The sequence below is a fragment of the Hyphomonas sediminis genome, assembly GCF_019679475.1.
GTDB lineage: Bacteria > Pseudomonadota > Alphaproteobacteria > Caulobacterales > Hyphomonadaceae > Hyphomonas > Hyphomonas sediminis.
Genome location: NZ_JAIEZP010000001.1, coordinates 1,038,188 through 1,052,693, shown reverse-complemented (window position 1 = coordinate 1,052,693; position 14,506 = coordinate 1,038,188). Strand labels below are relative to the sequence as shown.

The following is a 14,506-nucleotide window of genomic DNA, read 5'->3' as shown; positions in this document are numbered from 1 at the left end:
CATTGCACCTGCGTTGACACGACCCTAGAGGCTCGTAGAAGCGGATGCCAGCACCCAGCATCCATTTGCACGCGAGGAATCCCAATGTCCGGACCGCAGCGCGCCGCCACGCGCCCCTTGTCCCCACACCTTCAGGTGTGGCGCTTCCATGCCACCATGCTTGCTTCCATTACGCAGCGCATCACCGGCGTGGGGCTCTATCTCGGAACCTTCCTGATCGCCGCCTGGCTGATCGCGCTCGCCACCGGCCCCGAGGCCTATGGCTATGTGGAAGGGATCATCACCTCCCTGTTCGGGAAGATCGTCCTGTTCCTCTGGGCCTTTGCGGTTCTCTTCCACTTCGCAAACGGCATCCGCCACATGCTGTGGGATGGCCCGCGTATCGGCTTCTCGCCGAAGCTTGCCAGCCAGGTTTCGATCTTCAACTACGCTTTTGCGATCATCGGCGCAGCTGTGCTGATCTTCGTGACGTCCGGCGTTTAACGGGGAGAAAGTCCAATGTCCTCCAACGGCGAGTTCCTCACCCCGATCAAAGCCGCACGCGGCCTCGGCTCTGCCAAATCCGGCACGATGCACCACATCCGCCAGCGCGTGTCCGCCATCGCGCTTGCCTTTCTGGTGCCCTGGTTCCTCTACGCCATCATCTGCGCCGTCAGCGGCGGCTATGAAGGCGCCCTCGAGTGGATCGCGAGCCCCCTGAACGCCATCCTCCTGATCCTGACCGCCGGCACAGCCTTCTTTCATATGCGCCTCGGCATGCAGGTCGTGATCGAAGACTATATCGCCAAGTCCGGCACCCGCTCCGCTCTCCTGATCCTCAACACCTTCGCCACCACCGCGCTGTTCGTCGTGGTTGTCGTGTCGGTGCTGCGCATCTGGACGGCCGGTTGAGACACGCGAAGAAGAGACACGCACAATGAGCAGCTATAACTGGATTGATCACACCTACGACGTTGTCGTGGTCGGCGCCGGCGGCTCCGGTCTTCGCGCAGCCCTCGGCGCAGCGCAGGCCGGCCTTCGCACGGCCTGTATCACCAAGGTCTTCCCCACCCGCTCCCACACGGTCGCCGCCCAGGGCGGCATCGCCGCCTCGCTCGGCAACATGTCCGAGGACAGCTGGCAGTGGCACATGTACGACACCGTCAAGGGCTCCGACTGGCTCGGCGACCAGGACGCGATCGAATATCTCGTGCGCAACGCTCCGGCGGCCGTTTACGAGCTGGAACACTGGGGCATGCCCTTCTCTCGTACTGAGGAAGGCAAGATCTACCAACGCGCCTTCGGCGGCATGACCCGCAATTTCGGCGAAGGCCCGGTGCAGCGCACCTGCGCCGCCGCCGACCGGACGGGCCACGCGATGCTGCACACGCTTTACGGCCAGTGCGTGCGTGAAGAGACCGAATTCTTCATCGAGTATTTCGCCCTCGACCTCATCATGGATGACGATGGCGTCTGCCGCGGCGTGACCGCCTGGAAACTCGACGATGGCACGCTCCACCGCTTCCGCGCCCAGAAAACCATTCTGGCGACCGGCGGTTATGGCCGCGCCTACTTCTCCTGCACCTCGGCCCACACCTGCACGGGCGATGGTGGCGGCATGGTGCTGCGCGCCGGCCTGCCGCTGCAGGACATGGAATTCGTCCAGTTCCACCCGACCGGCATCTACGGCTCAGGCTGCCTCATCACCGAGGGCGCCCGCGGTGAAGGCGGTTATCTGACGAACTCCGAAGGCGAACGCTTCATGGAGCGCTATGCCCCGTCGGCCAAAGACCTCGCCTCGCGCGATGTCGTTTCGCGCGCGATGACGATGGAAATCCGCGAAGGCCGGGGCGTGGGTCCGGAGAAAGATCACATCTTCCTCCACCTCAACCACCTCTCGCCCGCCACCCTGCACGAGCGCCTTCCGGGCATCTCGGAAACGGCGAAAATCTTCGCCGGCGTGGACGTCACGAAAGAGCCGATCCCGGTTCTGCCGACCGTTCACTACAATATGGGCGGCATCCCGACGAACTATCACGGCGAAGTGCTGACCAAGAAGGGTGACAACCCGGACGCCATCGTCCCCGGCCTGATGGCGGTGGGCGAAGCGGCCTGCGTGTCCGTGCACGGCGCAAACCGCCTTGGCTCCAACTCGCTGATCGACCTCGTCGTCTTCGGCCGCGCTGCCGGCATCCGCTGCGGCGAGACCACCGAAGCTGGCGCCCGCCAGCCGGAGCTGCCGAAAGCCTCGACCGACAAGCACCTCGACCGCTTCGACAAGATGCGCAACGCAACCGGTGACCAGCCAGTCGCCAAGTTGCGTCTCGAAATGCAGAAGGCCATGCAGTCCGACTGCGCCGTCTTCCGCACCGGCCCGGTTCTCAAGGAAGGCGTCGAAGCCATCGCCGAAGTCTACAAGAAGGTGCCTGGCATCGATGTGAAAGACCGCGGCATGGTCTGGAACACCGACCTCGTCGAAGCGCTCGAATTTGAAAACCTGATCTGCCAGGCCGCCGTCACGGTGAACTCGGCTGTCACGCGCGAAGAAAGCCGCGGCGCTCATGCCCGCGAGGACTTCGCAGACCGTGATGACCAGAAGTGGATGAAGCACACGCTCGCCTGGTGCGATGCGGCGGGCAACGTCACGCTCGATTACCGTCCGGTGCACGAATACACGCTCTCCAACGAGATCGAGTATATCAAGCCGAAAGCACGGGTATACTGATCAAGGAAACAGCAACCGGCGCGGTGCCCAGATGAGCCACTACAAGACAGTCTGGGTTCGCGCCGGACGGCAAAAGAAGGAAGAAAAGAAACTCCTCGGACGGGGCAAGAAACTGGTCGACGATCCGCATCATGCAGATCTTGCCGAACTCTCCACCCTGATCGAGGCCGCCTGCAACTCGCTGCACGAGGAAGGCTACGACATCATTTCCATACTGCCGTCCGTCAGCGGCCATTCGGAAAAGGGTGTCATGAGCCAGGGTGGATACGGTTTCGGCTTCAGTATTACGGATGGCGCGGTGATTACGGCGCGCCTGAGATCAACAGACGAGAACGGCACGCACAGCCTAGGGAAAGAATAGAGAGATGGTTCAGCTTACCCTGCCCCAGAATTCCAAGGTCAAAAAAGGCAAGACCTGGCCGAAGCCTCAGGGCGCGACCAATCTGCGCCCCTTCCGCATCTATCGCTTCAGCCCTGAAGAAGGCGGCAATCCGCGCTGGGACACCTATTGGGTGGACATGGACAAAGCCGGGACGATGATCCTGGACGTTCTGATCTACATCAAGAACAACATCGACCCGACCCTCGCCTTCCGCCGCTCCTGCCGTGAAGGCGTCTGCGGCTCCTGCGCGATGAACATTGCCGGGCGCAACACGATCGCCTGCACCAAGGGCTTCGAGGAGCTCCCCTCCGGTGAAGTTGTCATCGCCCCGCTGCCGAGCCAGCCGGTCGTCAAAGACCTCATCCCGGACCTCACCAACTTCTACGCCCAGCACGCCTATGTGCAGCCCTTCCTGCAGACGGCTACGCCGACGCCGGAGAAGGAATGGCGCCAGTCGGCTGAGGACCGCGAGAAGCTCGATGGCCTCTATGAGTGCATTCTCTGCGCGTCCTGCTCCACCTCCTGCCCATCCTATTGGTGGAATGGCGACAAGTATCTCGGCCCGGCAGCCCTGCTGCAGGCTTACCGCTGGCTGATCGACAGCCGCGATGAAGCAACCGGCGAACGTCTCGACGCGCTCGAAGATCCGTTCAAGCTCTATCGCTGCCACACCATCATGAACTGCGCGCAGGTCTGCCCGAAGGGTCTCAACCCCGCCAAGGCCATCGCCAGCATCAAGCACATGATGGTCGAGCGCCAGGCGTAAGCCATCCGGCCAGGACGGTGCCTCTCGAAGTTTCCGCAAGCCCCCGATCCGAAAGGTTCGGGGGCTTGTCTTTTCCGGGGCTAGCCCCGGCCCTTCCGCCAATTGCATTCGGCATGGGCGAGCTGGAGGTTTTCCGGCTTGTCTGATCCGCCGCGCGCGCGGGCACGGATATGGTCAAAGCTCGGCCGGCACTTCTTCCAGAGGGTGGCATGGGCCACTTCGAAGCGGTGTTGTGGCATTGGCTGACCACAAAGGGCGCAAAGACCGCCCTGTTTGTCCCAAAGTGTCCGGAATTGTCCCGACTCTGGCGGGGAATGGCTCTGGCTCACAGCCCGGCTGGCACAGACCAGCCGCGCCGCGCGCAGGCCGCCAGCACCGTATTGCGCAGGAGGCAGGCGATTGTCATCGGGCCAACGCCGCCCGGCACCGGCGTGATGAACCCAGCCACTGCCGCGCAGCTTTCATAGTGTGCGTCGCCCACCAGCCGCGTCTTGCCCTCGCCCTTTTCCGGCGCGGGAATGCGGTTAATGCCCACATCGATCACCGTCGCGCCGGGCTTCACCCAATCGCCGCGCACCATTTCAGGCCGGCCCACGGCGGGCACCAGAATGTCGGCCGTGCGGCAGAGGCCGGGTAGATCGGCCGTCTTGCTGTGGGCGATAGTGACGGTGCAGTTTTCGGCAAGGAAGAGCAGCGCGGCGGGCTTGCCGACGAGGATCGAGCGGCCGATGACGACGACATTTTTCCCTGTCAGATCAGGGCCAAGCGCACGTTTGGCGAGGATGACGGAGCCAACCGGCGTGCACGGGCGCAGGCCCGGCTTACCGAGGCTGAGGCGCCCGGCAGAGATTTCGGTGAGCCCGTCCACATCCTTGTCAGGATTGATCTTTTCGATGGCCGCATCAGCGTCGAGGCCCTTGGGTAGCGGCAGCTGAAGCAGGATGCCGTCGACTTCCGGATCGGCGTTCAGGCTTTCGATGAGGCGTTCGACTTCGTCTTGCGTGGCCGTGGCGGGCAGCCGGTGGTGGATAGAGACCATGCCCGCCGCTTCGGTGGATTTCACCTTGTTGCGGACATAGACCTCGCTGGCGGGGTCTTCGCCGACCAGCACAACGGCCAGGCAGGGTTTTCCGGGAAGAGTGGACACTGCTGCGGCCACTGCAGATTTCACATCTGCCGCTACGGCGTTTCCGTCAATTTTCACTGCTGCCATCACTGCCACCCGCAAGTCCGCTGATCCGGGCCGCGAGCTCATCCGGCCCTTCGATGTCGAGGCCTTTAAGGCGGTTCTTGCCGCCCGTCACCACCTTCACCGCAGACTTCGGCAGGCCGAGCGCTTTTGCCACAAGGGCTTCGACGGCGGCGTTGGCCGCCCCCTCCTCCGGAAGCGCGCGGACGCGGAGCTTCAGGAAGGACCGTCCGGCATCATCGCGCGCCCAGCCGTCGAGACGGTCAGACGATGCCTTTGGCTGGACGCGAACGGTCAATCTGTGTCGCATCAGTGTATTTTTGAGTACGTTTGAGGACAAATCAGAACGGAACGAGGCCGTAAGCGTACCGCGCGATCACCTGCCGCAGGAAGAAGATGATCAGGAGGACGACCATCGGAGTCAGGTCGAGCCCCTGCATCGGCGGAAGGATATTCCGGATGGGGCGGTAGACTGGTTCGGTCATCCGCTCGAGCCCGGACCAGATGGACCGGACGGTGGGGTTGTGCAGGCTGATGACATTGAATGCAACCAGCCAGGAGAGCACAGCCTGGATGATGATGATCCAGGTGATGATGTTCAGGATCACCAGAATGACGTCGAGAATGGCGGCCATTGGCCTTTGCCTCCATGCGGCGTTAGGGCTTTGGCCCGAGACTTAGGGGGCGCCGCCGTTTGAGGCAAGCGCACCAGTGCCGCGCCCCGATCTGAAGATGGGGTTTGGCAAGGGCGTCGGGGCGCCCTAGTTTGGTATATCTTTTAAGGGGCGCCGAGAATGAGCACACACGAAACACCGCTGCATCCGCTATCGGCGTTCCAGCAGGGAATGCTGATGCTGGCGACGGTGGCCGTAGGCGCGGGCATGAGCATCAACTTCGTGGTTGTCACACCGCTGACCCGCAAGGCGGGCCTGGGCGAGATGGAAGTGGCCGCGATCATGACCCTCTCCACGGTCCTGTTTGCCGTGATGATCCCGGTCTGGGGGCGGATCGCCGACCGGGTGGGCCGCAAGCGGGTGATGGTGTTCTCCCTCTTTGCGACGGCGCTGACCAATATGGCATTCCTGTTTGCGCTGGAGGCTGGCCTTGCCGGACTGGTCGCGGGAACCTCTCTGCTATTCCTCCTGATCTTCGTGCGCGCGTGGTTCGGCCTGCTGGCGCCCGGCCTGCAACCCGCAGCGATGGCGGCAATGACGGACGCGACAACGCCAGTGAACCGGGCCGCCGGCCTTGGCATGATCGGCGCAGCGATGGCGATTGGCTCCATCATCGGGCCGGCGGGCGCCGCCGTGCTGGCCCCGTTCGGCGCGCTGGCCCCGCTCTGGGGCACGATTGTTTTCTGCCTGGTGGTGGGTGTGCTGGTGGGCTTCACCCTGCCCAAAACCGTGAAGCGAGAGCGGAATGCGCCGCGGCCAAAGCCGCTGTCGCTTATGGACACGCGGATGCGCCCCCACCTCCTGTTCCTGCTGACCTATTTCATCGCCATCGGCATGATGCAGCAGACACTCGCCTGGTTCATCGAGGACCGCTACCAGCTTACCGAGCGGCTGGGCGACGAGGCAGGCAAGGCCGCCGTACTCTATACCGGCATCACCTTTGCCTGCTACGCGATCGCTTCATTGATCGTGCAGTTCGGCTATATCAACCGGGTGCGACCCGATCCGCGCAAGGTGCTGCCCATCGGGTTGGTGATGGTGTCGGCCGGTTATCTGTTTGCGGACATTTTTCACGAACTCTATGTCGTTTACGCCTGCTTCCTTGTGGTGGGCGCGGGCGCGGCGCTGGCCATCCCGTCTGCCAACGCGCTGGGCAGTCTTTCGGTAAGTCGCGAGGAACAGGGCGGCGCAGCGGCGCTGCTGGCAGTCGCCCCGCCCGGAGGTTTCATCTTCGGGCCAATCATCGGTGCCTGGCTTTATCAAGTGAACCACGCCCTGCCATTGCTTGGGGCATCCGCCATGATCGGGGCACTCGCGGTCTATTCCCTTCTGGTGACCGCGCGCCGCCCGCTAACTCCAAACGAATAGAGATGTTCAGCGCTGGAAGGTCGCACTGCATGAAAGGCCCGAGGACGGATTGCCGAACTGTTCCGGGCTGATCACCAGCGTATCGGAATCGAGCTGGACATCGCCCACAAAGCTTGCGTCGGTCGGCGTATGGTTGCCGCCATCGGGCTTCAGCGCGAGCCGGCCATCATTGAAGGTGTAGCCACCCCAATAATCCTTGTAGACCTCAAACGGGGTCCAGGTGAGCGAGAAGCGGCCATCGGGATCAAAGATCAGTTCCCGGACGGGCGTGGTGCCCGCGCAGGCCTCTTCGGGCTGGTGCCAGACACCGACGAGGGGCTGGGTTTCCTCATGGAATACAAGGATGCGGCCTGAAATGCCGGCATCGCCCACCTTGCCGCGCACATGAATGGCCGCGCCCGCGCCGGCATCGGCATCCACGACGACCGTGCGGCCATCTTCGCCGAGTGAGCCGGGGCCGGAAATTTCAACGCCTTCGAGGCAGGACGCCGGAACAGGGTCCATCACGCCGGGCTGGGACATATACCAGGGCTGGAGCACAAGGGTGGCGCCGGGCGGAACTGCGGGCGCCTCGATCCAGAAGGCATAGCCGCCATAGCCATAGGGCGCTTCGCAGGAAACAGGCTGTTCATCGGAGGCCGCAATAGACGCCGAAGAAGGCTCGACGGGTGCCTCAGCCGGCGGCGTCGTGCAGGCTGCCAGCATCAGGCCTGCAATCAGATATGCGGATTTCTTCATGGCGACAGATCCCCCTTCCCGGCAGAGACCGATACGCGGCGATCTTCAGGCAAAGCCGCCGATCTGTCCATAACGCGCTGGAGGGGCAGTGGTTCCGGTCGCCGGACAGGCGGGCGCGGGCAGCCTCACTGCCCGCGCGGCCCTTACCTACATGGCGCTGATGCCGCCATCAACTTTCAGCTCGGCCCCGGTGACAAGTTTCGATTCGTCCGAGGCCAGATAAAGCACGGCGTAAGCGATGTCGTCAGGTTCACCCACCTTGCCGAGCGGCACCTGGCGGGCGAGCTTCTCAAGGCCCTTCTCTTCCCCGAACATCTCCTTGATGCCATCGAGAATAGGCGTGTTGATGAATACGGGGTGGACGGAGTTACAGCGGATCTGCCCGCCGGTTTTTGCAAGATGCAGCGCGATCGATTTGGAGATGTGGCGCACAGCGGCCTTTGCCGTGTTGTAGGACACATAGTTGGCGCTGGCGATGATGCCCGCGATGGACGAGATGTTGACGATCGAGCCAAGGCCATGCGCGCGCATCAGCGGGATGGAGTATTTGCAGCCCAGGAAGATGGAATCGACATCCACCGCCTGCACTTTCTTGAAGCGCTCATAGGTTTCGTCTTCCACAGAGCCGAGACCGCCGATGCCGGCATTGTTGACGAGGATATTGAGGCCGCCCATCGCGTCGTGCGCTTTCTGGGCAACGTCCTGCCAGTCCTGCTCGCTGGTCACGTCATGTTCGAACGCAAAGGCGGTGCCGGCGCCGTGGGCTTCGTTGATCGAGGCGGCGACCCTGGCAGCGCCCGCGCCATTGATGTCGGTTACCGTGACCTTGGCGCCTTCGCGGGCGAACATGCGCGCGGTTGCCTCGCCGAGGCCTTGCGCCCCGCCCGTGATGAGCGCCATCTTACCTGAAACGCGGCCCATGAGCTTTCCTCCTGATGATTTTATCCGCGCCAGCCTTAGCAGCCAGAATTCAAGGCCGCAAAGGGCGCCTTGCTTCATCCCCGGCGCGCCAATCGATCAAATTCAAAACAACGCGTTCAGCGGGCACTTACCCTACCCGTGATAGGCAGGCGGAATGCCGCGCCGCCTCATTTCCCTGCTCCTGACAGCGCTTGCCATCGCCTTTGCCTTTGGCGCGATGACAGCTGTGCGCTGGCCATCCATCGTGATGGTGATGGGCTGGATCGTGAATGACAATGTGGCCGGGGGCCTGAATTCGGTCGACTGGCGCCAGCTGGGCATTACCCATGGCGGCGCCTATTTCCTCGCCGCGCTCTGCTATTACGCCGCCGCCGCCACGATTGCCGCGCGCAAGCCGGGCGCCGTGCTTTGGTATGTGATGGGGATGGCGGCCTCGATCCCGACCATTTTCCTCGTGCATTTTGACCCTGAATGGTGGCTGGACCCGAGCGCGGGCGAAGGCGCCATGGCAGGGCTCGCGGCTGCGGCAGCGCTGCTGCTGATCGCTGTTTGGGAACTGCGCTATCGCTCGCCCGAAGAGATCGCCGAAGAGCGCGAGATGCTGGAAGCGGCGCCGCAGCAATCGGTCGTCTACCAGCCGACCGCCGCTGTGGCCGTGCCCGCCGTGCGCAAGCGCCGCCCGCCGGTGTTTGTCTCCGATGTGGTGGTGCAGCGCCAGCGCGCGATGTTCCTGGCGCAGGCGCGCCGCAAACAGGAACGCCGCGCCGCCGCAATCGCCCGCCGCCGGGGCGCAGCAGAACCCGACGACGAGGACATCGAAACCTAGGCCGAATTCGCGCGCCGTTGCGGCGATCGGCAACTGGCTTTAGGCTTTCCCGCAGACAAATGGCCCGTGGGGAGGCTTTGATGCAGATTGTTCGCCGTATTGCCGGTCTGGCGCTGATGGGAATTGCCGGCTGGCTCGCCTGGCAGGGCTTGCACGGCGTTCTGGTGCTGACCTCTCGTGGCAGCCCGCTGGCCGACGCGCTCGACGCAATTGTGATCTGGCGCATTGCCGCAGCCACCCTTGCGGGGATCGGCGGCCTGATGGCGGCGCTGAACCTGCGCTTCGGCGCCGTGCTCGCCCTTATCGGAAGCCTGCTGTTCATCGGCCTGGCCGCAGCCTTCATCCTGTCAGGTACAGATTCGAGTTTATGGATGGATGAAGCCGTTGGCGCAGGCGCCATGAGTGCCGCAACGGCAATTCTCCTGTTTATACGCAGAAGCTAGGTCCAGTTTCCGGCCTTTGCAGATTGATTTTGGGAGAAGAATGCATAGGTTGGCGCCAGATTCGGACCAGCCTTCTCAAAGGAATATTTTCCCATGGCAGAGACCTATGACGTCGTCATCATCGGCGGCGGCCCCGGCGGCTACAATTGCGCAATCCGCGCCGGCCAACTCGGCCTGAAAACCGCCTGTATCGAGATGCGCGGCACGCTCGGCGGGACTTGCCTGAACGTCGGCTGTATCCCTTCCAAGGCGCTGCTGCACGCCTCCCACCTCTATGACGCGGCGAAGAATGACTTTGCCTCGCTGGGCATCAAGACTGGCAAGCTGGAAGTCGACCTCGACCAGATGATGGCGCAGAAGGCCGACACTGTGGACGGACTGACCAAGGGCATCGAATTCCTCTTCAAGAAAAACAAGGTCGACTACATCAAGGGCCGCGGCAAGATCCTCGGCAAGGGCAAGGTGGAAGTCACGCTGGCGGATGGCGGCACACAGACGCTCGAAACCAAGAACATCGTGATCGCGACGGGCTCCGAGCCGACCACCCTGCCCGGCATCGAGATCGACGAAGAGCGCGTTGTTTCCAATGTCGGCGCCCTCAGCCTGAAATCGGTTCCCAAGAAGCTGGTGCTGATCGGCGCGGGCGTAATCGGCCTTGAAATGGGTTCGGTCTGGGCGCGCCTCGGCTCGGAAGTGACGGTGGTGGAATATCTGGACCGCATCCTGCCGCCGGCTGACGCTGAAGTTGCCAAGGAAGCGGAGCGCACCTTCAAGAAGCAGGGCCTCACCTTCAAGCTGGGCACCAAGGTGACCGGCATCGAAAAGCAGAAGACCAAGCTCAAAGTTTCGGTGGAGCCGGCCAAGGGCGGCGACAGCGAGACGATCGACGCCGATGTCGTGATCGTTGCCATCGGCCGCAAGCCGTACACGGAGGGCCTGGGCCTGGAAACCGTGGGCGGAAAGACCGACAAGCGCGGCGTGATCGAAGTGACCGATCACTTCAAGGTGTCCGATGGCGTGTGGGCGGTTGGCGACTGTATCCCCGGCCCGATGCTGGCCCACAAGGCCGAAGACGATGGCACGGCTGTGGCCGAACTCATCGCCGGCAAGGCAGGCCATGTGAATTACGATCTGGTACCGAGCGTGGTCTACACCAATCCGGAGATCGCCTGGGTCGGCAAGAATGAGGAAGAACTCAAGGCCGCCGGCATCGAATACAAGAAAGGCAAGTTCCCCTTCATGGCGAACTCCCGTGCCCGGACGAACCATGAGACCCTCGGTTTCGTGAAAATCCTCGCCGAAAAAGGCACCGACCGCATCCTTGGCGCGCACATGATCGGCACCGGCGTTGGCGAGATGATTGCCGAAGTCTGCGTGGCAATGGAGTTCGGTGCCGCTTCCGAGGACATCGCCCGCACGAGCCATGCGCACCCGACGCTTTCAGAAGCCGTTCGCCAGGCGGCGATGGGCGTCGAAGGCTGGACGATGCAAATGTAATTCCCTTTCCGGAGCCTCCTGCCCAAGGGAGGTTCCGGCCCCTGCCCTGCACAGGCGCCAACATAGTGCAGCGGCGACTGAATTTTCCCATGCGTCACTGCTGGACGAGGCCGCCCCGGCCTCCTAACTTGGCGCAATGTATACTCACTTCGGAGCCGGATGGATGATCAGGCCGCTGGAAGCAGCGGACATCCCTGAATGCCGTGATATTTTCACGGATTGCCTGATGGACATGCCTTGGCGGGAACGCCATCGCGGCCAGCATCTTGCCTTGCGCCGCGCCCTGGAAACCCAGCCTGCCTGGGTGGCCGAAGAACCCAATGCCGGCATCATCGGTTTCCTGACCCTGCAGACACCGGCCGATTATGTGGACCACCTGTTCGTTGACCGCGACTGGCGCTTCTGCGGCGTGGCCCGCGGCCTGCTGGACGTGGCGCGGCTGGAAGCGGGCGGCACGCTGAGCCTTGATGTGGATACCGAAAACATGACTGCCCGCCGCGCCTATGAGGCATTGGGGTGGCAGGTTGTGGCGAGCACAGGCGGCGCCGGACGGGCGCGCCAGATGCGCCTCGTCGGCCCCTGAGGGGATGACACTCTCCACCCCGGATACGGTCTACGCCGCGCCTGCTGAATGGGTAGCCCGGGGCGCAGGAGCGCAGGGAAACCTGTTCCTGACCGGGCGCGCCGGAACGGGCAAAACCACCCTTCTGCGCAAATTCCTGAGCGACGCCGGCGAAAAAGCCGTCGTGCTGGCGCCAACAGGCGTGGCGGCCATGAATGCCGGCGGCCAAACCATCCATTCCTTTTTCAAACTGCCGCCAAGGCTGGTGGAGGCGCAGGACGTGCGCCGCCTGCCGAATGCCCGCGTGGTGCGTGCAGTGGAAACGGTTGTCATCGACGAGATCTCGATGGTGCGCGCCGACATGCTGGACGCGATCGACCGCAGCCTGAAACTGAACCGGGGATCGAAACGCCCGTTTGGCGGCGTGCGGATGATCCTGTCAGGCGACCTGCACCAGTTGCCGCCGGTGGTTTCGGCCGATGAAGGGCCAATCCTGCAGGAGCGGTTCGGGGGCAGCTATTTCTTCAACGCGCCCGCCTTCCGCGAGGCGGAGTTTTCGCTGCTGGCCCTGAAGCATGTATTCCGGCAGGAAGACCCGCGCTTCCTCGCCCTGCTCGGCGCACTGCGCACGGGCCGCGTGACACCGGCCGATGAGCTGGTGCTGGAACGCCTCGTTTCCCGCCGCTCGGCCTCGGACGCCTCTGACACGCATGTCGTGCTGACGCCCAACAATGCCAACGCTTTCCGCATCAACCAGTCCCGCCTCGCGAGCCTCAAGGGCGAACGCAAAGTGTTCCCGGCGACCGTGCAGGGACAGTTTGACGAGAAGAGCTATCCCACCGAACTCGACCTTGAACTGAAGGTTGGCGCGCGGGTGATGATGATCCGCAACGATCCGGAAGGCCGCTGGGTGAACGGATCGCTGGCGCATGTCGCCGGGTTCAGCTCTCGCGCGGTGATCGTGGAGATCGACGGCAGCGTCTATGAAATCGAGCCGGCGGCCTGGGAAAAATACCGCTACGATTTCGAGATGGACACCAAGAAGGTGAAGCGCGAAGTGGTGGGCACGTTCAAGCAGGTGCCGCTGCGCCTTGCCTATGCGGTGACCATCCACAAGGCGCAGGGCCTGACGCTCGACAAGGTATTCATCGACTTCGATTCCGGAATGTTTGCCCACGGACAAGCCTATGTGGCCTTTTCGCGAGCGCGCACGCTGGAAGGGCTGGAAATCTCGCGCCCCCTGCGCCCGCGCGACCTTGTGCTGGACCGGGAAGCCTTCGCCTTCGGCGAGCTGGAAAAGATCGACGAGACGCCCGCCTACCTTCTGGCGAAATTCCGGAAGGATGAGGGGGCACTGCTGTAAGCGCGCGCCACTTCAGGCGAGACGGCGGATTTCGTCCGAAAGCTGGCGTTCCTGATCGGTCACGATCTTTTCCAGAACGCGGACACGCTCCTTCAGGCGAGCCACATCATCACGCATCGCGACGAATTCGGCGCGAGAGGAAAGGTCCACCGGTTCACGCGAACGGGCCTTGATGTAATTGTTGATGACGCCCGCGCCGATGGCGATGGCAACGATGGCGACTACCATTGTAAACGGATCCATAAGCGCCTCCTTGGGTGCGGATCTGGAGTTTATATCGTGCGATGACAGGCCCGGCCAGTATCAGCCGAGACCATCGATATCCCGGCGCAGGCGCCAGTCGCGATCGGTTATGATCTGTTCCAGCGTGCGAACCCGGCGGCTCAGCCGCTCGAACTCGTCGTCCCTGGGATTGTAGCGGGCTTCACGCTCGGCGCGGCGCGCACTTGAGCGGAGGGCAAGCCAGACGATGAAGCCGCCCAGAAAGATATAAAAAGCTGCCGACATGGGCATCTCCCTCCTTATTGATATTCAATATGTGGGGAGGATGGCCCCCTGTTCAAGAAAATTTGATCGCAGGGGGTCAATTTTTTTGAGGGCGGGCTTCCAGGTGCCGGTCAACGCCCGGTCGAGCCGAAGCCACCAGCGCCGCGCGCCGTTTCATCCAGCGCCTCCACCTGAGACCAGGCAAGGCGCGTGACTGGCGCGAGGACGAGCTGGGCGATGCGCTCGCCGCGCTGGATGGTGAAAGGCTCCTGGCCGAGATTGATCAGGATGACCTTGATTTCACCGCGATAATCACTGTCGATCGTGCCGGGCGTGTTGAGGCAGGTGAGGCCATGCTTGGCCGCGAGGCCGGAACGCGGGCGCACCTGTATCTCGTATCCTTCGGGGATCGCCACGGAGAGACCGGTGGGCACCATCGCGCGCTGGCCGGGCGCCAGCACAACCGGCTCGCGGACCGGCACGGCGGCGCGCACGTCCATACCGGCAGAGCCTGCCGTTTCATAAGCGGGAAGATCGAGCCCTTCGAAATGGGCCAGCGGCAGAACTTGAACGGTCACATCGGTCAT

The 14,506-nt window shown here is 63.0% G+C and carries 20 protein-coding genes; 11 read left to right on the top strand and 9 right to left on the bottom strand.

Annotated elements, in window-relative coordinates:
• Positions 1–84: 84 nt before the first annotated feature.
• Genes sdhC through K1X12_RS05380 form a run of 5 tightly spaced genes read left to right on the top strand, consistent with a single transcriptional unit; the run spans position 85 to position 3,852 of the window.
• Positions 85–483, top strand: a complete 399-nt coding sequence (sdhC, locus tag K1X12_RS05400; RefSeq protein ID WP_220986603.1) for a succinate dehydrogenase, cytochrome b556 subunit — start codon at positions 85–87, stop codon at positions 481–483.
• 15 nt (positions 484–498) lie between these two features.
• Positions 499–891, top strand: coding sequence for a succinate dehydrogenase, hydrophobic membrane anchor protein (gene sdhD / locus K1X12_RS05395; protein WP_220986602.1), 393 nt, complete (start codon positions 499–501; stop codon positions 889–891).
• Between the two features lie 25 nt (positions 892–916).
• A complete protein-coding gene (gene sdhA / locus K1X12_RS05390) occupies positions 917–2,704 on the top strand; it encodes a succinate dehydrogenase flavoprotein subunit (protein WP_220986601.1) in 1,788 nt (595 codons plus the stop codon).
• A gap of 31 nt (positions 2,705–2,735) precedes the next feature.
• Positions 2,736–3,065, top strand: coding sequence for a hypothetical protein (locus tag K1X12_RS05385; RefSeq protein ID WP_220986600.1), 330 nt, complete (start codon positions 2,736–2,738; stop codon positions 3,063–3,065).
• 4 nt (positions 3,066–3,069) lie between these two features.
• Positions 3,070–3,852: a succinate dehydrogenase iron-sulfur subunit gene (locus tag K1X12_RS05380; protein ID WP_220986599.1), complete on the top strand. Its 783-nt coding sequence runs from the start codon at positions 3,070–3,072 to the stop codon at positions 3,850–3,852.
• 80 nt (positions 3,853–3,932) lie between these two features.
• Here the strand turns inward: K1X12_RS05380 and K1X12_RS16895 are convergent, their stop codons facing one another.
• From K1X12_RS16895 to K1X12_RS05360, 4 genes are all read right to left on the bottom strand, one after another.
• Positions 3,933–4,091: an HNH endonuclease gene (locus K1X12_RS16895; RefSeq protein ID WP_225907883.1), complete on the bottom strand. Its 159-nt coding sequence runs from the start codon at positions 4,089–4,091 to the stop codon at positions 3,933–3,935.
• Positions 4,092–4,177: 86 nt separating this feature from the next.
• Positions 4,178–5,065, bottom strand: coding sequence for a bifunctional methylenetetrahydrofolate dehydrogenase/methenyltetrahydrofolate cyclohydrolase FolD (gene folD, locus K1X12_RS05370; protein WP_220986597.1), 888 nt, complete (start codon positions 5,063–5,065; stop codon positions 4,178–4,180).
• Complete coding sequence (locus tag K1X12_RS05365; protein WP_220986596.1) at positions 5,046–5,351, bottom strand: DUF167 family protein; 306 nt, start codon at positions 5,349–5,351, stop codon at positions 5,046–5,048. The genes folD and K1X12_RS05365 overlap by 20 nt, the downstream gene beginning before the upstream one ends.
• Positions 5,352–5,382: 31 nt before the next feature.
• Entirely contained in the window at positions 5,383–5,676 is a 294-nt protein-coding gene (locus K1X12_RS05360; protein ID WP_220986595.1) for a YggT family protein, read from the bottom strand.
• Positions 5,677–5,835: 159 nt separating this feature from the next.
• Here K1X12_RS05360 and K1X12_RS05355 point away from each other — a divergent pair, with 159 nt between their 5' ends.
• Positions 5,836–7,083, top strand: coding sequence for an MFS transporter (locus tag K1X12_RS05355; RefSeq protein WP_225907882.1), 1,248 nt, complete (start codon positions 5,836–5,838; stop codon positions 7,081–7,083).
• 6 nt (positions 7,084–7,089) lie between these two features.
• Here K1X12_RS05355 and K1X12_RS05350 read toward each other — a convergent pair whose 3' ends face one another.
• Entirely contained in the window at positions 7,090–7,821 is a 732-nt protein-coding gene (locus K1X12_RS05350; protein ID WP_220986594.1) for a hypothetical protein, read from the bottom strand.
• Positions 7,822–7,968: 147 nt separating this feature from the next.
• Entirely contained in the window at positions 7,969–8,742 is a 774-nt protein-coding gene (locus tag K1X12_RS05345; protein ID WP_220986593.1) for an SDR family oxidoreductase, read from the bottom strand.
• Positions 8,743–8,896: 154 nt separating this feature from the next.
• On the opposite strand from K1X12_RS05345, the gene K1X12_RS05340 reads away from it, so the two are divergent.
• The 5 genes from K1X12_RS05340 to K1X12_RS05320 all read left to right on the top strand — a co-directional run bounded on the left by K1X12_RS05340 (position 8,897) and on the right by K1X12_RS05320 (position 13,433).
• Positions 8,897–9,568, top strand: coding sequence for a hypothetical protein (locus K1X12_RS05340; RefSeq protein ID WP_220986592.1), 672 nt, complete (start codon positions 8,897–8,899; stop codon positions 9,566–9,568).
• An 80-nt stretch (positions 9,569–9,648) separates the two neighbouring features.
• Positions 9,649–10,011 carry a hypothetical protein gene (locus tag K1X12_RS05335; RefSeq protein ID WP_220986591.1) on the top strand — a complete coding sequence of 121 codons (363 nt, stop codon included), beginning with the start codon at positions 9,649–9,651 and terminating at the stop codon, positions 10,009–10,011.
• 93 nt (positions 10,012–10,104) lie between these two features.
• The gene (gene lpdA, locus K1X12_RS05330; RefSeq protein ID WP_220986590.1) at positions 10,105–11,508 is read left to right on the top strand and encodes a dihydrolipoyl dehydrogenase; all 1,404 of its coding nucleotides are present in this window, start codon (positions 10,105–10,107) and stop codon (positions 11,506–11,508) included.
• 163 nt (positions 11,509–11,671) lie between these two features.
• Positions 11,672–12,091: a GNAT family N-acetyltransferase gene (locus K1X12_RS05325; RefSeq protein WP_220986589.1), complete on the top strand. Its 420-nt coding sequence runs from the start codon at positions 11,672–11,674 to the stop codon at positions 12,089–12,091.
• A 4-nt stretch (positions 12,092–12,095) separates the two neighbouring features.
• On the top strand, positions 12,096–13,433 hold the full coding sequence (locus K1X12_RS05320) for an ATP-dependent DNA helicase (protein ID WP_220986588.1): 1,338 nt from the start codon (positions 12,096–12,098) through the stop codon (positions 13,431–13,433).
• 12 nt (positions 13,434–13,445) lie between these two features.
• On the opposite strand, the gene K1X12_RS05315 is transcribed toward K1X12_RS05320, so the two are convergent.
• The 3 genes from K1X12_RS05315 to dut form a co-directional block, all read right to left on the bottom strand.
• On the bottom strand, positions 13,446–13,676 hold the full coding sequence (locus tag K1X12_RS05315; protein ID WP_220986587.1) for a hypothetical protein: 231 nt from the start codon (positions 13,674–13,676) through the stop codon (positions 13,446–13,448).
• 60 nt (positions 13,677–13,736) lie between these two features.
• On the bottom strand, positions 13,737–13,940 hold the full coding sequence (locus K1X12_RS05310; RefSeq protein WP_220986586.1) for a hypothetical protein: 204 nt from the start codon (positions 13,938–13,940) through the stop codon (positions 13,737–13,739).
• Positions 13,941–14,050: 110 nt separating this feature from the next.
• Complete coding sequence (gene dut / locus K1X12_RS05305; RefSeq protein WP_220986585.1) at positions 14,051–14,506, bottom strand: dUTP diphosphatase; 456 nt, start codon at positions 14,504–14,506, stop codon at positions 14,051–14,053.